General features: G+C 73.5%; 10 protein-coding genes and 2 pseudogenes. 5 read left to right on the forward strand and 7 right to left on the reverse strand.

Features of this window, described 5'->3' with window-relative positions:
- Nucleotides 1–99 precede the first annotated feature (99 nt).
- Together ACFVVU_RS07950 and ACFVVU_RS07955 are read right to left on the reverse strand one after the other, a co-directional pair.
- Nucleotides 100–339, reverse strand: a complete 240-nt coding sequence (locus ACFVVU_RS07950; RefSeq protein WP_380686078.1) for a hypothetical protein — start codon at nucleotides 337–339, stop codon at nucleotides 100–102.
- Nucleotides 336–6,557, reverse strand: a complete 6,222-nt coding sequence (locus ACFVVU_RS07955; protein ID WP_387788729.1) for a DNRLRE domain-containing protein — start codon at nucleotides 6,555–6,557, stop codon at nucleotides 336–338. Before ACFVVU_RS07955 ends, ACFVVU_RS07950 begins: the two co-directional genes overlap by 4 nt.
- Nucleotides 6,558–6,920: 363 nt before the next feature.
- Here ACFVVU_RS07955 and ACFVVU_RS07960 point away from each other — a divergent pair.
- Together ACFVVU_RS07960 and ACFVVU_RS07965 are read left to right on the forward strand one after the other, a co-directional pair.
- Nucleotides 6,921–8,816 (forward strand): annotated as a pseudogene (locus ACFVVU_RS07960) (M4 family metallopeptidase); the annotation flags it as partial.
- 15 nt (nucleotides 8,817–8,831) lie between these two features.
- A pseudogene (locus tag ACFVVU_RS07965) lies at nucleotides 8,832–8,957 on the forward strand (carbohydrate-binding protein); the annotation flags it as partial.
- A 90-nt stretch (nucleotides 8,958–9,047) separates the two neighbouring features.
- Here ACFVVU_RS07965 and ACFVVU_RS07970 read toward each other — a convergent pair.
- On the reverse strand, nucleotides 9,048–9,644 hold the full coding sequence (locus ACFVVU_RS07970; RefSeq protein WP_387788730.1) for an RICIN domain-containing protein: 597 nt from the start codon (nucleotides 9,642–9,644) through the stop codon (nucleotides 9,048–9,050).
- Between the two features lie 133 nt (nucleotides 9,645–9,777).
- Nucleotides 9,778–10,719, reverse strand: coding sequence for a GlxA family transcriptional regulator (locus ACFVVU_RS07975; RefSeq protein WP_387788731.1), 942 nt, complete (start codon nucleotides 10,717–10,719; stop codon nucleotides 9,778–9,780).
- 71 nt (nucleotides 10,720–10,790) lie between these two features.
- On the opposite strand from ACFVVU_RS07975, the gene ACFVVU_RS07980 reads away from it, so the two are divergent.
- The 3 genes from ACFVVU_RS07980 (at nucleotide 10,791) to ACFVVU_RS07990 (ending at nucleotide 12,406) form a co-directional block, all read left to right on the forward strand.
- Nucleotides 10,791–11,423, forward strand: coding sequence for an HD domain-containing protein (locus ACFVVU_RS07980; RefSeq protein WP_387788732.1), 633 nt, complete (start codon nucleotides 10,791–10,793; stop codon nucleotides 11,421–11,423).
- A gap of 189 nt (nucleotides 11,424–11,612) precedes the next feature.
- Complete coding sequence (locus ACFVVU_RS07985; RefSeq protein WP_387788733.1) at nucleotides 11,613–11,756, forward strand: hypothetical protein; 144 nt, start codon at nucleotides 11,613–11,615, stop codon at nucleotides 11,754–11,756.
- Nucleotides 11,757–12,031: 275 nt separating this feature from the next.
- Nucleotides 12,032–12,406 carry a hypothetical protein gene (locus tag ACFVVU_RS07990; protein ID WP_387788734.1) on the forward strand — a complete coding sequence of 125 codons (375 nt, stop codon included), beginning with the start codon at nucleotides 12,032–12,034 and terminating at the stop codon, nucleotides 12,404–12,406.
- Between the two features lie 76 nt (nucleotides 12,407–12,482).
- Here ACFVVU_RS07990 and ACFVVU_RS07995 read toward each other — a convergent pair whose 3' ends face one another.
- Genes ACFVVU_RS07995 through ACFVVU_RS08005 form a run of 3 tightly spaced genes read right to left on the reverse strand, consistent with a single transcriptional unit; the run spans nucleotide 12,483 to nucleotide 15,948 of the window.
- Nucleotides 12,483–13,235: an endonuclease/exonuclease/phosphatase family protein gene (locus tag ACFVVU_RS07995; RefSeq protein WP_387788735.1), complete on the reverse strand. Its 753-nt coding sequence runs from the start codon at nucleotides 13,233–13,235 to the stop codon at nucleotides 12,483–12,485.
- A 47-nt stretch (nucleotides 13,236–13,282) separates the two neighbouring features.
- Nucleotides 13,283–15,031 (reverse strand): dihydroxy-acid dehydratase, encoded by a 1,749-nt coding sequence (locus tag ACFVVU_RS08000; RefSeq protein ID WP_387788736.1) that lies wholly within the window; start codon nucleotides 15,029–15,031, stop codon nucleotides 13,283–13,285.
- Nucleotides 15,028–15,948 (reverse strand): hypothetical protein, encoded by a 921-nt coding sequence (locus ACFVVU_RS08005; protein ID WP_380682614.1) that lies wholly within the window; start codon nucleotides 15,946–15,948, stop codon nucleotides 15,028–15,030. Before ACFVVU_RS08005 ends, ACFVVU_RS08000 begins: the two co-directional genes overlap by 4 nt.
- Nucleotides 15,949–16,090 lie beyond the last annotated feature (142 nt).

Raw genomic sequence — 16,090 nt, forward strand, 5'->3', positions numbered from 1 at the left:
GCGCCCGGTTCCCCGCGGGACGGCGCCGGAACCGCCCGAAACGGCGCGGGCCGGCCCACCGTGGTGCGGTGGGCCGGCCCGCGCGGTGTGCGGGTCGGGCTAGTGGCGGTGCCTCCGCCGGTGCCGCAGGCGGGCCGCGAGCTGCGTCGCGGCGCGCAGGGCCAGGCCGATCACCGGTGCGAGCAGCAGGGTGCACCAGGTGCGGGCGGTGGCGTCGGCGGTCAGCCGGTCGGCGAGCAGGAACGCGGCGAGGAACGACGGGGCGAGCCAGGCCCCGTTCGCCGCGGCCAGGCGCAGCGGGCTCGCGCCCCGCGCCGGCGGTTCCTGCTCGGGCGTCACACGAACCTCCGGACCACGCCGATCACCTTGTCGATGATCTTCTGGGAGACGCCGCGGTCGAAGACGAAGCCGGCCAGGCAGCCGGCCACGGCCCAGACGATGCGCTGCTTCCAGTTGCCGCTGCCGAACAGCACGCCGGCGCAGGCGCCGCCGGCGCAGTTGCCGATGTGCAGCGCCCACGGCGCGAGGAACGGGACCCAGGCGGCCACGGCCGCGGTCACGGCCAACTGGACGGCGCGGGCGACGGCGGCCTTGAGCGCGGCCTTCAGCCAGCCGGGCATCCGGCCGTTGAGGTCGGTGCAGTTGGCCGGGTCGGCGTTGCAGTAGTCGTAGGCGTTGGCGCTCGCGCCCTGGACCGGGTCCGGGGACAGGAAGCGGCCGGTGGCCGGGTTGTAGAGGCGCACGCCCATCAGGGTGAGCGCGCCGGGGGTCTCGTCGGAGCGCTGCTTGTCGCCGAGCCAGGCGTAACGGGCGCCGGGCTGGCCGGCCCGCGGCTGGCCGTACTCGTCGTAGTCGAGCACGGTCGGCGCGACGGCGGTGTCCAGCGGCAGGCGCAGGGTGATGTCGCCGTGCAGGTTGGCGAGTTGCAGGACGCCGCCGCCGGTCCTGGTGGTGGTGGCGGCCAGGGTGCCGGTGGGGCCGGTGACGTTGCGGGTCAGGTTGCCCGCGGTGTCCTCGGTGGTCCAGCGGGGGGTGTCGGTGTCGGAGCCGTAGTGGTTGGTCCTGACGCCGGTCTGGGTCCAGGTGCCGGCGTTGTTGGCCTCGGTGGTCCAGGCGCGGAAGCGCTGGGCCGAGTCGAGGGTCCAGGTCTGCCGGTTGTTGCCACTGGTCTGCTGCTGCACCAGGTCGGTGTTGAAGTACGCGACGGTGCTGCCGGGCAGCGCGGTGGTGCGGCCGAACGCGTCGTAGGTGTAACCGGGGTTGACCAGGCGGTCGGCGGTGTCGTAGCCACTGGTCTGGCTGCTGCCTCCGGTGGTGGTGCAGGCCTGGCCGCGGGCGGCGTCGGCGGTGGCCAGGCCGGTGCGGTTGGTGTTCCGGTCGAAGGTGTAGGTGCGGGTGGTGCAGACGGCGTCGGTCGAGGTGTCCTGGACCTGGACGAGCCGGCCGGCCCGGTCGTAGCTGTAGGTCTGGGCCGCGGTGACGCCGGGGGTGCCGGTGTGGGTGGCCCGCTGGCCGTGGACGGTCTCGGTGATGCCGTCGGAGACCAGGACGGCGCCGTCGCCGTCACGGGTGTAGACGCGGCTGACGGTGGTGCCGGCCGGGTCCTTGGTGTCGGTCTGGGTGTAGCCGCCGGGCAGGCCCTGGGTGAGCGGCGTGCCGTCCGCGTCGTAGCGGGCGGTGAGGGTGCCGGCGACGGAGTCGGTCACCGAGGTGGCCAACCCGCGCGGGTCGACGGCGGTGTCGTAGGTGTAGGTGGTGGTGGACGGGGCGGTGTCGGTGACCTTGGTGGGACGGTTGAGGGCGTCGTACTCCGTGGTGGTGACGGCGCCGTCGGCGTCGGTGTAGGAGATCAGCCGGCCCAGCTCGTCGTAGCCCTTGGTGATCGTGCCGCCGGTGGCGGAGGTCTGCTGGGTGACGGCGCCGGTGCCCGGGTGGTAGGTCGTGGTGGTGGCCGGGGCGGCGGTACCGAGGCCGTCGGCGACGGTGACGGTGGTCGGACGGCCGGCCGCGTCGGTGTCGGTCACGGTGGTCCGGGTGACGCCGTTGGCGGTCTCGGTGGTCCGGGTGGCCTGGCCGAACTGCCCGTACTGGGTGGTCCGGACGGGCAGCTGGGCGGGGTTGGATCCGCCGCCGGTGACGGCCGCGGCGGGCCCGGTCTGGCAGACGAGGTCGGCCCACTCCGGGCGGTTGGCGCAGACGCCGGTGCCGTCGGCGGTGTAGTAGCTGGTCCAGGCGGTGCCCGCGTCGGCTCCGGTGGAGGCCGGCTGCTGGGTGGAGACCATCCGGCCCTGGGCGTCGTAGCCGGTGGTGGTGGTCAGGGCGAGGCCGCCGCTGTCCTTGGTCTGCGCGGTGGGCACGCCCAGCGCCCAGTTGTAGGCGCTGCGGTCCTGGCGGGACTCGGTGAGCAGGTCGGGCCAGGCGCGCAGGCGGGCACCGGTGGTGGTGAGGGTGACCTGGTTCTTGATCTTGGCGGTGCCGTCGGTCGGCCGGCCCTCGTCGTAGGTCTTCACGGTGTGCTGACGGGCGGGCAGCTGGGTGCCGGCCTTGGCCAGGACCGTGCTGCCGGAGACCGCGTCGGCGGCGAGGGTGATGCGGTGCAGCGGGTTGTAGACCTCGGTCTCCTGCTGCCCGTCCGCGCTGTAGACGCTGCTGCTGGAGAGCAGCTGGGCGCGCTCGGCGGACGGCAGGGTGTCGATGCCGAGGTCCGCGAGCCGGGCCTTGGCCGCGGGGGTGCCGCCGAGGGCGAGCTCGCGGTTGGCCGCGGTCAGGCTGCGGACCTGGTGGCCCTGCTTGTCGTGCTCGGTGGTGGTGACGTGGTGGCCCGGGGTGAGCTGGTTGACCTGGCGGCCGGAGGCGTTCAGGTAGCCGACGCTCGCCCTGGTGTAGTCACCGGCGCCCAGGTCGGCGCCGTTGTTGGAGGCCGGGACCTGGTCGGCCGGGAACACCGCGGTGGCGTCGGTCGGCAGGTCCCGCTGGCCCCACGCGGCGGCGGCGGAGGCGCCGAGGTCCTCGGGCGCCTTCGCGCCGGTGAGCGGGACGCCGTAGACGACGGTGGTGGTGGCGGTGCCGTTCACGGTGCCCGTGGTGCCGGGGGCGAGCGTGTCGTGCCAGGCCTTCGTCAGCATGCCGGGGCCGGCGGCCGGGTTGGAGGCGACGGTGCCGTACGCCAGCGAGGTGGCGCGGGTGCCGCTCAGCTGGACGGAGGCGAGCAGGCCGTCGTCGGCGCCCTGGGTGTAGTAGGTGTACTGGTTCTGGCTGCTCTGGCCGAGCCGCGGGTCCCAGGTCTGGCGCAGCCGGCCGGCGGAGTCGTAGCGGTAGACGGCGACGTCGGTGGCGGTGGCGGCGGCGGCCCCGGGGGCGGTGCTCCACAGCTTGATCGAGCTGACCTGCCCGGCGACGTCACCGAACTCGCCGGGGCCGGTGACCCCGGTGGCGGTGGTGGCGGCGGCGTAGACGAACTGCAGGACGCGGCAGCCCTTGGCTGTCACGTTCGCGGCGCAGACGGCCGGGGTGACGGCGGAGGTCGGGGCGATGACCAGCTTCGGCCGGGTCAGGGTCTTGCCGCCGACCACGGTGGCCTCGGAGACGACCGTGGTGGTGGTGTTGGCGCGCCCGTCCAGCAGGGTGGAGGTGACGGTCCAGGTGGCGGCGGCCGGGTCGGCCTTGCCGAACGCGGTGACGGTGCCCTCGGCGCCGGACAGGGTGAAGCCGCCGGCGAAGGAGCCGGCCAGGGTGAGGTCCTCGCTGCCCGGCTCGGGCGCCCAGCCGTTGCCCGCCGCGTTCGAGGTGAAGGAGACGGCCGAGCCGTCGGCCGCCATCACGCTGAGTGAGGTGTTGGAGGTCCTGCGGATCTCGGTGTACTCCGAGGAGGAGAGGTTCGAGGAGACGCTGGACACCCAGTTGGGGCCGAAGATCGCCGCCTGGCCCTCCTGGCCGGCGGCGGCCCGCGGGTCGCGCGAGGAGTGGGTGCGGCCGACCGTCATGCCGAACAGCGACACGTCGGTGGCCGGGACCCGGAGGTCGCCGGTGAGCAGGTTCAGCGCGCCCGGGCCGACGTTCTCCGTCGCGGCGTCGTCGGCCTTGCGGTCGACCACGACCCGGATCGGCTCCGAGGAGACGGCCGCGGAGGCGGGGCCGGTGAAGTCGGCGCGCAGCTGGACGGTTCCGTCCGGGGTCACGGTGGAGGTGGCGTTCCAGGTCAGCGCGGGGCTCTTGCCCGCGGTGAGGGCCACCGGCCAGGCGGTGAGCGCGGTGCCGCCGGCGGTGACGTCGCCGGCCGGGACCGGGGTCCAGCCGTCGGCGTCGGAGCGCCGCCAGGAGAAGGACACCTTGTCGTACTTGGCGGCGTCGGCCTCGGCGGCCAGCGGCAGGCGCGCGGCGGTGCGGGTGCCGTCGTTCGGCGCGGTGACGCCGCCGGCGCCGACCTGGAAGGTGTAGGACAGGGCCTCGGACTTGTTCTCCGCCCGGTCCACCGCCCGCACCTGGAGGGTGTTGGTGCCGGCCTTGGCCGGGGTCACGGTGAAGGTGACCGGCGCGCTGGAGCCGTTGGTCGCCACCTTGGTCCAGGTCGCGCCGTCGAGCGACCACTCCAGGGCGTTCTGGTCGCCCGCGGGCGGGGTCGCGGTGAAGGTGCCGGGCTGGCCGGCGCCCTTGACCCACTGGCCCGACGGGTAGTCGGCCGAGGAGAGCGCGGCGGGCGCCGACGGGGCGGAGGTGTCGACCGTGAAGGTGGCCCAGGCCGACCAGTTGTTGTTGTAGTGCAGCCCGTCGTACGGCGAGGTGCGGAACTTGTAGGTCTTGCCGTTGGTCAGCACGCCGGCCGGGACCGTGACGGAGGCCGGGGCGCCGCTGGGCACGTACGGGGAGACCAGGACGTTGCCCACCTGGGTGTCGGTGGCGGCGTCGAAGATCTGGAAGGTGCCGTCGACCTTGTCGTTGTTGGGGTCGACGAAGGTGTCGCGCAGGGTCGGGGTGGCCGAGTTGACCCACCAGGTACCGGCGGTGTCCTTGTAGAACGGGGAGCCGGCCTGCTGGTCGGTGCCGGTGCGCGGGCGGTAGTTGTACGTCACCGTCAGCTTCGGCACGTTGCTCGCGGCATTCGCCGAGTTCACCTCCTTCCAGTACTTGGTGTTGGTCTCGTCGGGGGCGCGCAGGCCCATGCCCGAGGTGGCGTTCTTCGCCGAGGTCCAGGTCTGCACCAGGTTGGTGACGTCGGCGGTGATCCAGCCGTCGCCGCCGCAGGCGTCCCGGCCCTTGGTCTCGGTGCCGGTGGCCTTCTTGGAGTTCCAGGAGGGCTGGGCGGTCCACCGCGAGGCGGTGGAGGCGAGGCCGGTGTCCCAGATGTCCCACGCGTAGGGCAGGCAGTCGCTGTTGCCGGAGTGGAAGTTGTACAGCGACAGGGTGGCGTTGGTGATCAGCGCGTCCGCGATCGGCGCGGTGTTCCAGTTGATGAACGAGCGGGCCTGGCGGGAGGAGCCGTCGGCGTTCTTGGTGCCGGAGTTGCCCCAGTAGATCTCGGTGTCGGCCGACCAGTCGACCGTCTCGCCCTGCTGCACCCGGGTGTCGAAGGCGTTGCCGAGGGCCGTGGTGGACGGGTCGACCGTGACCGGGTACCGCGTGTTCGGGTCCGCCAGGAAGGCGGCGTCCGGGGTGAAGACGAGGTCGATGCCGTTGCCGTGCTGGACGACCTTCAGGTCGACCCTGGCCTGGCGCGGGTGCTCGCTGGACCCGGGGACGGTGGTGGCGTCCCACATCACCGGGGCCGGCAGCACCGCCTTCTTCTCACCGGACTTCTTGTCGGTGAACAGCACGCTGCCGTCCGGCTGGGCCTCGGCCTTCAGGCCGTCGGCGCGCAACGGCATCGTGTACGAGAAGCCGGCGGCGGCCGGGCGCTGCTTCAGCACCGTGTACTGCTCGAAGCCGGTGCGGGTCGCCTCGACGACCAGGTCGGCTGCGCCGTCGGCGATGGCGTCCCGGTAGGTGGCCTTGGTGCCGTCCAGGACGGGCTTGGGCAGGCCGCCCTTCCACTGGAGTTCGACCTGCTCGTCGCCCTGACCGAGGGTCACCAGGGTGCGGGCCTGCTCGGCCGCGCCCTGCGCCTCGGCCAGGGACTTCGTGCGGGTGCCGCCGGCACCGGCGAGCCGCAGCGCGTTCGGGTGGGCCTTGGGTGCCACCGAGCCGTCGGCGGCGGCCTGCAGGCCGAGGTCGACGTCCACCCACTGGCCGTCGCGCTGGAAGCGGACCGGGCCGGCGAACAGCTCGGTGGTGAGCGAGCCGTCCTTGTTGACCCAGGTCGTCGACGTCTCGGTGCGCTCGGAGAGCGCCTCCACCCGCTGTCCCGAGAGCCGGGCCGCGATCCGCGCCGACGGCACGTCGGCCGCGGAGCCGGCCCACCGGCCCGCCCCCTGGCCGGCCGGGGCGGCGGCCGGCGAGGCCGCGAGCGCCGCCTCGGACCCGGCCAGCAGCGACACGGCCACGGCGAGCGCGAGCGTCCCGCTCAACGCCCGCATGCCCACGGGCGCGCGGCGCCCGGGCCGTTCGGGTATGTCCCTCTTCATGTGCACTCCTTGACTTGCCGTCACGCGACGGTGCGCTCGGAGCTTAGGAGGGGCCAGAACGATCGAAATTGACCAAACAGCGTCAAATGATCACCGGCCGACGCGATTGTTCGACCAGGATTCATTTGTTCGTGATCATGACCCGGCAGGACCGGCCCGGGTGGATCCGTTCCCGCGATTCTTGACGGAACTTGCCAACCCCGGTCACCCCCTGCCGCACTCATTGACCGGAGCATGACGTCGTGTGAGGGTTCGAGCACCCGAGCGCGGACGGCCCGCACGGCCGTCCCCGAAACACGGCCCTGCGGTGCGCCATCAGCCATGCCTTCCGCGGTCGAGGACCCCCACGTGCTAGGAGCCTCGATGAAACGCAGTGCCACCGCGGGCCGGTTGCTGACCGCCGCGACCACCCTGACCGTGCTGGCCGGCACGATAGCCGCCACCGCGGGCCCGGCCACCGCCGCGGCCACCCCCGCGCCGCCCAGCGCCCTGGCCGCCGCCGTCAACGCCGCCGACCTGGCGGCCTCGGCGGGCCTGGACGCCCTGGCCAAGGGCCCGGACGAGACCTATGAGCGGCAGACCGTCACCCCCTGGGTCGGCGGCCTCTACTCGGTCTCCTACGAGCGCACCTACAAGGGCCTGCCCGTCGTCGGCGGCGACGCGGTCGTCCTCGCCGACGGCCAGGGCAAGGTCCGCGGCGCCCAGTCCGCCTCCACCGGCCGGATCGGTGGCGCCACCAGCGCCAGGATCAGCGCCCAGAAGGCCGAGAAGACCGCCCGCACCAAGCTGGCCCGGGTCGACTCCGTCGAGTCGCGCCGCCTCGTCGTGCGTGTCAAGGACGGCGACAGCGGCCGGCTCGCCTGGGAGACCGTGCTCACCGGAAGCAACGGCATCGCCCCGAGCACCCTGCACGTCTTCGTCGACGCCACCTCGGGCGAGGTCATCGACAGCTACGACGACGCGCGCGCCGGCACGCTCAACTCCAAGTGGAACGGCCCGAACCCCACCATCAGCACCACGGGCTCCGGCAGCTCCTACTCGCTGCGCGACCCCAGCCGCCCCGGCCTGAGCTGCGCCGACAACGCCACCGGCCAGGTCTTCACCAAGTCCTCCGACTCCTGGGGCACCGGCAGCCCCACCAGCAAGGAGACCGGCTGCGGCGACGCCATGTTCGCGGCCCAGAAGGAATGGGACATGCTCCGCGACTGGCTCGGTCGCAACGGGCACAACGGCAACGGCGGCAGCTGGCCGATCAAGGTCGGCCTCAACGACGTCAACGCCTACTGGGACGGCTCGTCCATCTCCATCGGCCACAGCAACGCCAACGAGTGGATCTCCTCGATCGACGTCGTCGGCCACGAGTTCGGCCACGGCATCGACCAGTTCACCCCCGGCGGCGCCAACAACGAGGCCGGCCTGGGCGAGGGCACCGGCGACATCTTCGGCGCACTGACCGAGGCCTACGCCAACCAGTCCGCCCCGTACGACAGCCCGGACTACCTCGTCGGCGAGATGATCAACCTCGTCGGCAGCGGCCCGATCCGCAACATGTACAACCCCTCGCTCGTCAGCAACAACCCCAACTGCTACTCCTCCTCGATCCCCAACACCGAGGTGCACGCGGCCGCCGGCCCGCTGAACCACTGGTTCTACCTGATCTCCGAGGGCTCGAACCCCGGCGGCGGCAAGCCCACCAGCCCCACCTGCAACAACTCCACCGTCACCGGCGTCGGCATCAAGGACGCCGGCCGGATCTTCTACGGCGGCATGCTGCTCAAGACCAGCGGCATGACCCTCAAGCGCTACCGCACCACCACCCTGACCGCCGCCAAGCAGCTCGACTCCACCTGCAACCTGTTCAACCGCGCCAAGGCCGCCTGGGACGCCGTCAGCGTCCCCGCCCAGACCGGCGACCCGACCTGCACCAACAACGGCGGCGACGACTTCTCGCTCGCGCTGAACCCGTCGTCCGCCTCGGTCAAGCCCGGCGCCTCGACCACGGCGACCGTCAACACCGCCGTCACCTCGGGCAGCGCGCAGACCGTCGCCCTGACCGCCTCCGGCCTCCCGGCCGGCGTCACGGCGGCCTTCAGCCCGTCGTCGGTCCAGTCCGGTGGCTCCGCCACCCTGACGCTGTCGGCCTCGTCGAGCGCCACGGCCGGCACCTACCAGATCACCGTCACCGGCACCGCCGGCGCCACCGTCCACACCAGTCAGTTCAACCTGACGGTCGGTGACGGCACGCCCAACCCCGGCGGTGGCACCTGGGCCGCCGGCACCACCTACAAGGCCGGCGACATCGTGACCTACAACGGGGTCAGCTACCGCTGCCTCCAGGGCCACACCGCCTACGTCGGCTGGGAGCCGCCGAACGTCCCGGCGCTCTGGCAGGCCGTGTGACCGGCAGGCGCTGACGCCCGCTGAAACCGCCGCGCCGCGGTCCGTCGAGGGGACGGACCGCGGCGCAGCCGTGTTCGGGGCCGGGGTGGATCAGTTGTACCACCACTCCTGGTTGCCCCGGCTCGCGCAGTCCCAGAGCTGGACCGCGTCGCCGCGACCCCAGTCGTAGATGTCCAGGCACTGGCCGGTGACCATGGGCAGGGGGTAGGAGCCGGGGAACTGGGCGTTGATGAGGTGCCAGGGGCCACCCGTCGTGGACAGGATCCAGGTCTGCGTCTTGCTGTTGTCGCACGGGAGCTGGACGACCTGCTGCCCCCGGCCGCGCCAGCCGTCGATGCACTTGCCGCTGGCGTTGCTCTGGATCTGGTAGCCGTTGCTGACGCTGTTGAACGAGACGTTCCAGGACTGGTTGCTGCCGCCGTGACAGCCCCACATCTGGATCCACGGCCCGTTGCCCCAGTCCCAGACGTCCAAGCACTTGCCGGCGGCGTCGGGGCTGTTGCTCACGAGCGTGAAGGTCCGGGCGAACGTGCCGGCCGACACGCTCGCCGCCGGGTTCGCCGCGAGGGTGCTGCCGGACGCCGCGGGTGCCGCGGGCTGCCCGACCGCGGCCGCAGGTCCTGCGCACAGGGTCAGCGCCGCCGCGGCGGCACCGAGGATCGAGCCAACTCGTCTGAGACGGTTCATGATTGGGGTCCCTTCGTCCGACTGGTTCAGACCAGTGAGGCTAGGGGTCAGGTGACCGCCACGGACAGTCGAGTACCGGCCGTTCCGATCATGGCCGAGGATCGACACCGACGGGAGGAACGGGGCGGCGGCGTCAGCGGCGGAAGGTGGTCCGGTACTCCGCCGGGGACGTGCCGACATGGCGGTGGAAGGCCGCGCGGAAGGCGGCCGGGCTGCCCAGGCCACTGAGCCGGGCGACCTGTTCGACCGGGCCCGCGGTCGTCTCCAGGAGTTCCCGGGCCCAGTCGATGCGGGCGGCGGTCAGCCAGGCCATCGGCGAGGTGCCCGTCTCCTGCTGGAAGCGCCGGATGAAGGTGCGCCGGGACATGTGCGCGCGGCGGGCCAGCTCGTCCACGCTGTGGCGCGAGGCGAGGTTGTCGAGCATCCAGGCGCGGACCGGGGCGAGTTCGTCGCCACGGTCGGCGGGCCGGAAGCGCTCGATGAACTGCGCCTGGTCGCCGGGCCGTTGCGGCGGGGCGACGAGTGCCCGGGCGCGGTCGTTGGCGGCGGCGGCGCCGTGGTCGCGGCGGATGACGTGCAGGCACAGGTCGATGCCGGCGGTCACGCCCGCCGAGGTGAGGATGTCGCCGTCGTCGACGAAGAGCCGGTTCGGACGGACGTCGATCCGGGGGTAACGGCGTTGCAGCTCGGCGGCGTCCCGCCAGTGGGTCGTCGCGGGCCGACCGTCCAGCAGCCCGGCGGCGGCCAGCGTGAACGCCCCGGTGCAGATCGACACCAGCCGCGCTCCGCGGGCGTGCGCCGAACGGATCGCCGACAGCACGGTGGCGGGCGGCTGGACCTGCGGCTCCGTGTAGCCGGGGACGACGACGGTGTCCGCGTCCCGCAGCGCCTCCAGCCCCGCGGGTGCGGTGACGGTGAACCCGCCGCTGCTGACCGGCCCGGCCTCCGGGTCCGCGCAGACGGTGACCCGGTAGTGCGGGTCACTGCCGAAGACCTGCGCCGGTATGCCCAGGTCGAGCGGGAGCACCCCCGGTAGCGCCAGCACCGCGACCCGGTGCCCTGCTGTGGCCGACATGGCACGATCCTAGCGAGACCCGTCCCACGTGCCACTGTCGGGGGTCGGCCGCGGGTTCATAGCCTGCACCCATGGACTTCTCACTCGACCTGCCGACCGGCCCCCTGGCCGAAGCGGTGCTCGCCACCGTGCGGGCCTCCGAGACTCCCCCGGTGGCCAATCACAGCGTGCGCAGCTTCCTCTTCGCCGAGATCCTCGCCGCCCACGAGGGGTGCCTGGAGGACGCGGCGTACGACCGTGAACTGCTGTTCGCCGCCACCGTGCTGCACGATCTGGGCACGGGCGACCTGGCGCCGGGCGCGGCCCGCTTCGAGGTGGAGGGCGCGGACCTGGCGGCGGAGCTGCTGCGCCGGCACGACGTTCCCGAGGCGGACGTCGACCGGGTCTGGGAGGCGATCGCCCTACACACCTCCGCCGGCATCGCCGAACGCCGCGGCCTGCTGTGCCACCTCACCCGCGAGGGTGTGGGCGCCGACTTCGGGCGCAATGCCGCGATCTTCGCCCCCTGGGAGAAGCGGATCCACGCCGCCCATCCGCGGCTGTCCATGGTCCGCGCCCTCGTCGACGCGATCGCGGAGCGGGCCGCCCGGTCGGACGCCGCCTCGGTGCGGTACTCCCTCGGCGGCGAACTGCTGCGGGAGCGCCGGGCCGACGGGGTGACCGAGCTGGAGCGGGCCGCGGCCTCCTGCCCCTGGGGAGAGTGACCGGAGGCCGGCGGACCGCCAACCGGCGGACCGGCGGACCGGCGTAGGCCGGCGCGGTGGAACCACCGACGCCCGTCCCGATCCTGCCCGAACTGCCGCTGCAGGAGCTGGCGCCCGCCTTCGAACGGCTCCGGTCGGGCTACGACACCGCGCGCCCGGGCGGCGACGGCCCGGCCGCTGCGGCTGGGCTTGCAGTGCGCGGTCTACGAGCCGGTCGCCCGGGTGATCGCGGGTCTGCCGGAGGGCACCACGCGGCCGGTCGAGCTGCCCTGGGCGGACCCGTTCTCGCAGCTCGCCCGGGGCGAGGTGGATCTGGCCGTCGTGCCACGGTGAAGGTGGCGAGGCGACGGCGAGCACCGGCGTCCAGCGCTGCGGGGTGGTGGCCGGACCGGCCGGTGGAACGAGATCTTCCGGGTTCGTCATGTGATCAGCCCATCAGCCGGCGGAAGGGCCGAACAAGATCGATGAACTCATCGATCGACAAGCCCCGCTCATCGATCGCGGCGAGCAGTGCCCCGCCGGTCGCGTGCCGCCCGTCGGGTGCGACCCGTCGCCGGGAGCCGGGTACGGTGACGTCCGGTGATGATCGACGGAGAGGCAGTGAACGGATGACCCTGGAGGAAGGCCGCCGCGTCAGGCTCGCCGAGGACCTCGGGATCGGTGAGGCGCTCGCCGGGGAGCCGGCGGCCGTCGTCGGGTTCCTCGCGCTGGGAGCCGGGATCGAAGGCACCGTCGAGCGGGTTCACGGGGAGCTCCCTGCGAGCCACGAGGTCCGCGAGTACCAGCGGCTGAAGGCGCTGCTCGACGACTACGGGCACACCATGCCGGTGGCGAGCCGCGAACGGCTGGAGGCGGAGGTCGCCGAGCTGGAGCCGCAGTGGGCCGCGTACCGGGGGCGGGGCCGGCGGGTGACGGTACGGGTCCGGTGGGACAACGGCTTCGTCCTCGACGAGCTGCACCAGGACGTGCTCACCGTGCTGTGACGCCGGGTGCGCCCCGGTACGCGACCCCGGCCCCGGCCGGCGGTGCGACGGCTCGGCGGTGCGGCGGTGCGGCGGCTCAGCCGAGGTCGAACTCCGCGACGACCGGCAGGTGGTCCGAGGCCAGCTGCGCGCGCTCGTCGTCGACCACGGTGAACTCCCGGCACCGGGCGGCGAGTTCGGGTGTGGCGAGCAGGTAGTCCAGCCGGGCGGAGCCGCCGGGGACCTCCTCGGCGCCCGGCAGGCGGCTGGGATAGGTCGGCCGCGGAGCGCCGGATTCGAGGTCCGTCCAGCCCCGGGCGGCCAGCAGATCGGCGGGCCCGGTGTCCACCCGGCCGTCCGCGGTGGTGGTCCGCAGCCGGAACGTCCTGGCCAGCGCCTCGTGCGTGCCGGGGAGTTCGGCCGCGGAGAGACTGTTCAGGTCGCCCATCACCACCGAGTGCGGGGTGAACGACGCGGCGCCGGCGACGGCCTCCGCCTCCGCCAGCCGGAAGACCGGTGAGAACGGGTGGAGATGGGTCATCACGAAGGCGACCTCGCCGAGGCCCGTGCGCAGCACCACCTCCACCATGCCGTTGTACATCCCGGCCGACTGGGTGCCGCTCCGCACCACCTCCAGTCCGGGCCGGTGCAGCAGCGCCACGTGGTTGCCGCTGGGGGCCCGGTTGAGGACGCCGGTCAGGCCGAGGGCCCGGGCGAAGTACCCGAACGTCCCGTCCGTGTCGAAGCCCGCGCACTCGCACAGGCCGAGCACGTCGGGGCGCTGCTCACGGATCACCGAGAGCAGCGCCTCGGTGCGCCGCTGCCCGCCGTCCAGGATGTTGTAGGCCATGACGCGCACGGTGCGTCCTCCCTCTGTGCAGGGTCGAAGGGGGCGGCTCATGAGCGGCCGATCACGGGCGGCACCATCCCGAGGTGCCGCTCGGTGGGCGCCCGCAGGAAGTCCAGGTCGCAGCCCTGCGGGGCCTGGGTGACGTGCCGCCGGTACAGGGCGGGCCAGCCGCGCAGGTGCGGGGAGGGCGGCGGCGACCAGGCGGCGCGGCGGCGGGCCAGTTCCCGCGCCGGAACGTCCAGGTCGAGCCGCCCGGCCGGGACGTCCACCACGACGGTGTCGCCGGTGCGGACGAGGCCCAGCGGCCCGCCGACGGCGGACTCGGGGGCGGCGTGCAGGAAGACGGTGCCGAAGCCGGTGCCGCTCATCCGCCCGTCGGTGACCCGGACCATGTCGCGCACGCCCTGCGCCGCCAGTTTGGCGGGGACCGGGACCATGCCCCACTCGGGCATGCCGGGCACGCCGACCGGCCCGCAGCCCGTGAGCACCAGCACCGTCGCGGCGGTGACGTCGAGGTCGGGGTCGTCGATCCGCGCCCGCATGTCCTGGTAGGAGGTGAAGACCAGCGCCGGGCCGCGGTGGACGAGCAGTTCGGGTCCGGCGGCCGAGACCTTGATCACCGCGCCGTCCGGGGCCAGGGAGCCCCGGACGACCGCGAAGGCGCCGCCGCGACGCAGCGGATCGGTGAGCGGCCGCAGGGCCCCGGAGGGCCGGGGCGCGTCGGCGGCGGCCGCGCCGAGGGAGGTGCCGGCCACGGTCGGCGCGTCCTGGTCGAGCAGCGGGCCGAGTTCACGGACCAGGGCCGGGACGCCGCCGGCCGCGTGCAGGTCCTGGACGAGGCCGGCCCCGGACGGCTCGACGTCGGCGAGCACCGGCACGTCCGGGCGGACGAAGTCCTCCGGCGCGAGGTCCAGGGCCAGCCGTCCGGCGATCGCCGCCAGGTGGATGATCGCGTTGGTGGAGCCGCCGACGGCGTTCAGCATCGCGATGGCGTTGCGGAACGCCGCCGGGGTGAGGACCGCCGACGGGGTCAGGCCCTCGCGGACGAGTTCGACGGCCCGGCGGCCGGCCCGTTCGGCCAGGACGGCGGCGGCCGGGTCGCCGGCCGGAACGGTCGCCGAGCCGGGCAGGGCCATGCCGAGCGTCTCGGCGAGGACCGCCATCGTGGAGGCGGTACCCATGGTGTTGCAGGCACCCAGGCCGCAGGAGAGGCAGCGTTCCACCTCCGCCCAGCCGGCGTCGTCGAGCCGCCCGGCGCGGTGGTCCTCCCAGAGCCGCCACAGGTCGGTGCCGGTGCCGAGCCGGCGGCCGCGGTACACGGCCGCCGGGCGGGCGCCGCCGGTGACCAGCACGGCCGGCAGGTCGGCGCTGGCGGCGCCCATCAGGGCGCCGGGGACGGTCTTGTCGCAGTTGGCGAGCAGGACGACGCCGTCGAGCGGGTTCGCCCGCAGGGTTTCCTCGACCTCCATGGCGAGGAGGTTGCGGTAGAGCATCGCGCTGGGCTTCATCAGGTCCTCGCCCAGCGACATGACGGGGAAGCGCACCGCGATGCCGCCCGCGGCGGTGATGCCCCGGCGCACGGCGTCGACCAGCCCGGCCAGCGGCAGGTTGCAGGGGTTGAGGTCGCTCGCGGAGTCGGCGATGCCGATCACCGGGCGGTGGTCGTCGGCGTCCATCGCGACGCCTGTCGAGCGCATCGCGACGCGGTGCAGGACGGCGACCTCGTCCTCGCCCGCGAACCACTCCCGGCTCCTCGGCGTGCACGGGTCCGCGCCCGTTCGTTCGTGCTCACTCACGGCTCGGGCACCCCCAGACCCTCGGCGCCGGGCGAGGACTGGACGAGGGGCAGGCCCGAGCGGTCGATCCACTCCCGGGCGACGGCGGCCCGGTGGACCTTGGCCGCCGCGATGGCGGCGGCGTCGGCCGCCAGGTGCTCGCCGGCCGGGTAGAGGTTGCGGGCGTTGCGCAGCCCGAACTTGACGTACAGCGGCGCCCCCACCGGCACCAGTTCGGCGGCCTCGTGCCCGCGCACCACCCCGGCGAGCCAGTCGGGGGACTCGACGTAGAGGTCGATCGGCAGGGTGGTCGCCGCGCGCAGTTCGGCCAGCTGGCCGAGGGTGATGTCGCAGGGAACGTTGACGGTGTGGGCGCCGAGCCGGGCGAGCTGGCGGATGGCCACGGGGTTGGACGGCGCGATCAGCACGGAGGCCTTCCAGACCACCGACGCCGGGATCTCCCCGGTCCTCTGGAGGCCGTTGAGCACCTCCAGCAGTCCGAGGTCGGAGACCAGGAAGCCGCGGATGCCCTGCTCGACGGCGCGCAGCACGTCCTCGACGGCGTGGCGCAGCTGGCGGGTGCCGCGCAGCTGGCCGGCGAGCGCGGCGCCGTCGCCCGAGCGGGAGTGGTTGCCGGTGTCGTAGCCCTCGCGCGGGCCGACGAACAGGGAGACCTCCAGGCCCCGGTCGGCGCCGATCCGGGCCAGCTCGGCGAGTTCGGCCCGGGTGAGCAGCATCGCGCCGCTGCCCTGCGAGACGCGGTTGACAGTGACGCCGAGGGCGTCGGCCGCGGCGAGGGTGGCCCGCAGGACGTCCGGGCCCTCCACGCTGGGGATCTCCACCCGGTAGTGGGCGCCGTCGGGGAAGCGGAGTTCGCTGGGCGGCGGCACGGGTTCGGCACTCAGTCCGAGTCCGGCGACGATGTCGGTACTCCTCATGCGCTTCCTTTCACGTCAAGGTCATCTTCTGTGCCCTGTTCTGCGTCACAGAACTTGGTTTCATGAAGCGATCGAGAGCCAAGCACCACGGCTCACTGATCGTCAAGCATTATGTGCCGAATGAAAGACCATCGTTCGGTAG

This window comes from Kitasatospora sp. NPDC057965 (assembly GCF_042887135.1).
GTDB lineage: Bacteria > Actinomycetota > Actinomycetes > Streptomycetales > Streptomycetaceae > Kitasatospora.

Excerpts from the sequence above, each read along its gene's own strand:
- ACFVVU_RS07955 (WP_387788729.1), bottom strand. The coding sequence starts at position 6,557 with ATGAAGAGGGACATACCCGAACGGCCCGGGCGCCGCGCGCCCGTGGGC.
- ACFVVU_RS07995 (WP_387788735.1), bottom strand. The coding sequence starts at position 13,235 with ATGGCCTACAACATCCTGGACGGCGGGCAGCGGCGCACCGAGGCGCTG.
- ACFVVU_RS07990 (WP_387788734.1), top strand. The coding sequence starts at position 12,032 with ATGACCCTGGAGGAAGGCCGCCGCGTCAGGCTCGCCGAGGACCTCGGG.
- ACFVVU_RS08005 (WP_380682614.1), bottom strand. The coding sequence starts at position 15,948 with ATGAGGAGTACCGACATCGTCGCCGGACTCGGACTGAGTGCCGAACCC.
- ACFVVU_RS07980 (WP_387788732.1), top strand. The coding sequence starts at position 10,791 with ATGGACTTCTCACTCGACCTGCCGACCGGCCCCCTGGCCGAAGCGGTG.
- ACFVVU_RS07970 (WP_387788730.1), bottom strand. The coding sequence starts at position 9,644 with ATGAACCGTCTCAGACGAGTTGGCTCGATCCTCGGTGCCGCCGCGGCG.
- ACFVVU_RS07975 (WP_387788731.1), bottom strand. The coding sequence starts at position 10,719 with ATGTCGGCCACAGCAGGGCACCGGGTCGCGGTGCTGGCGCTACCGGGG.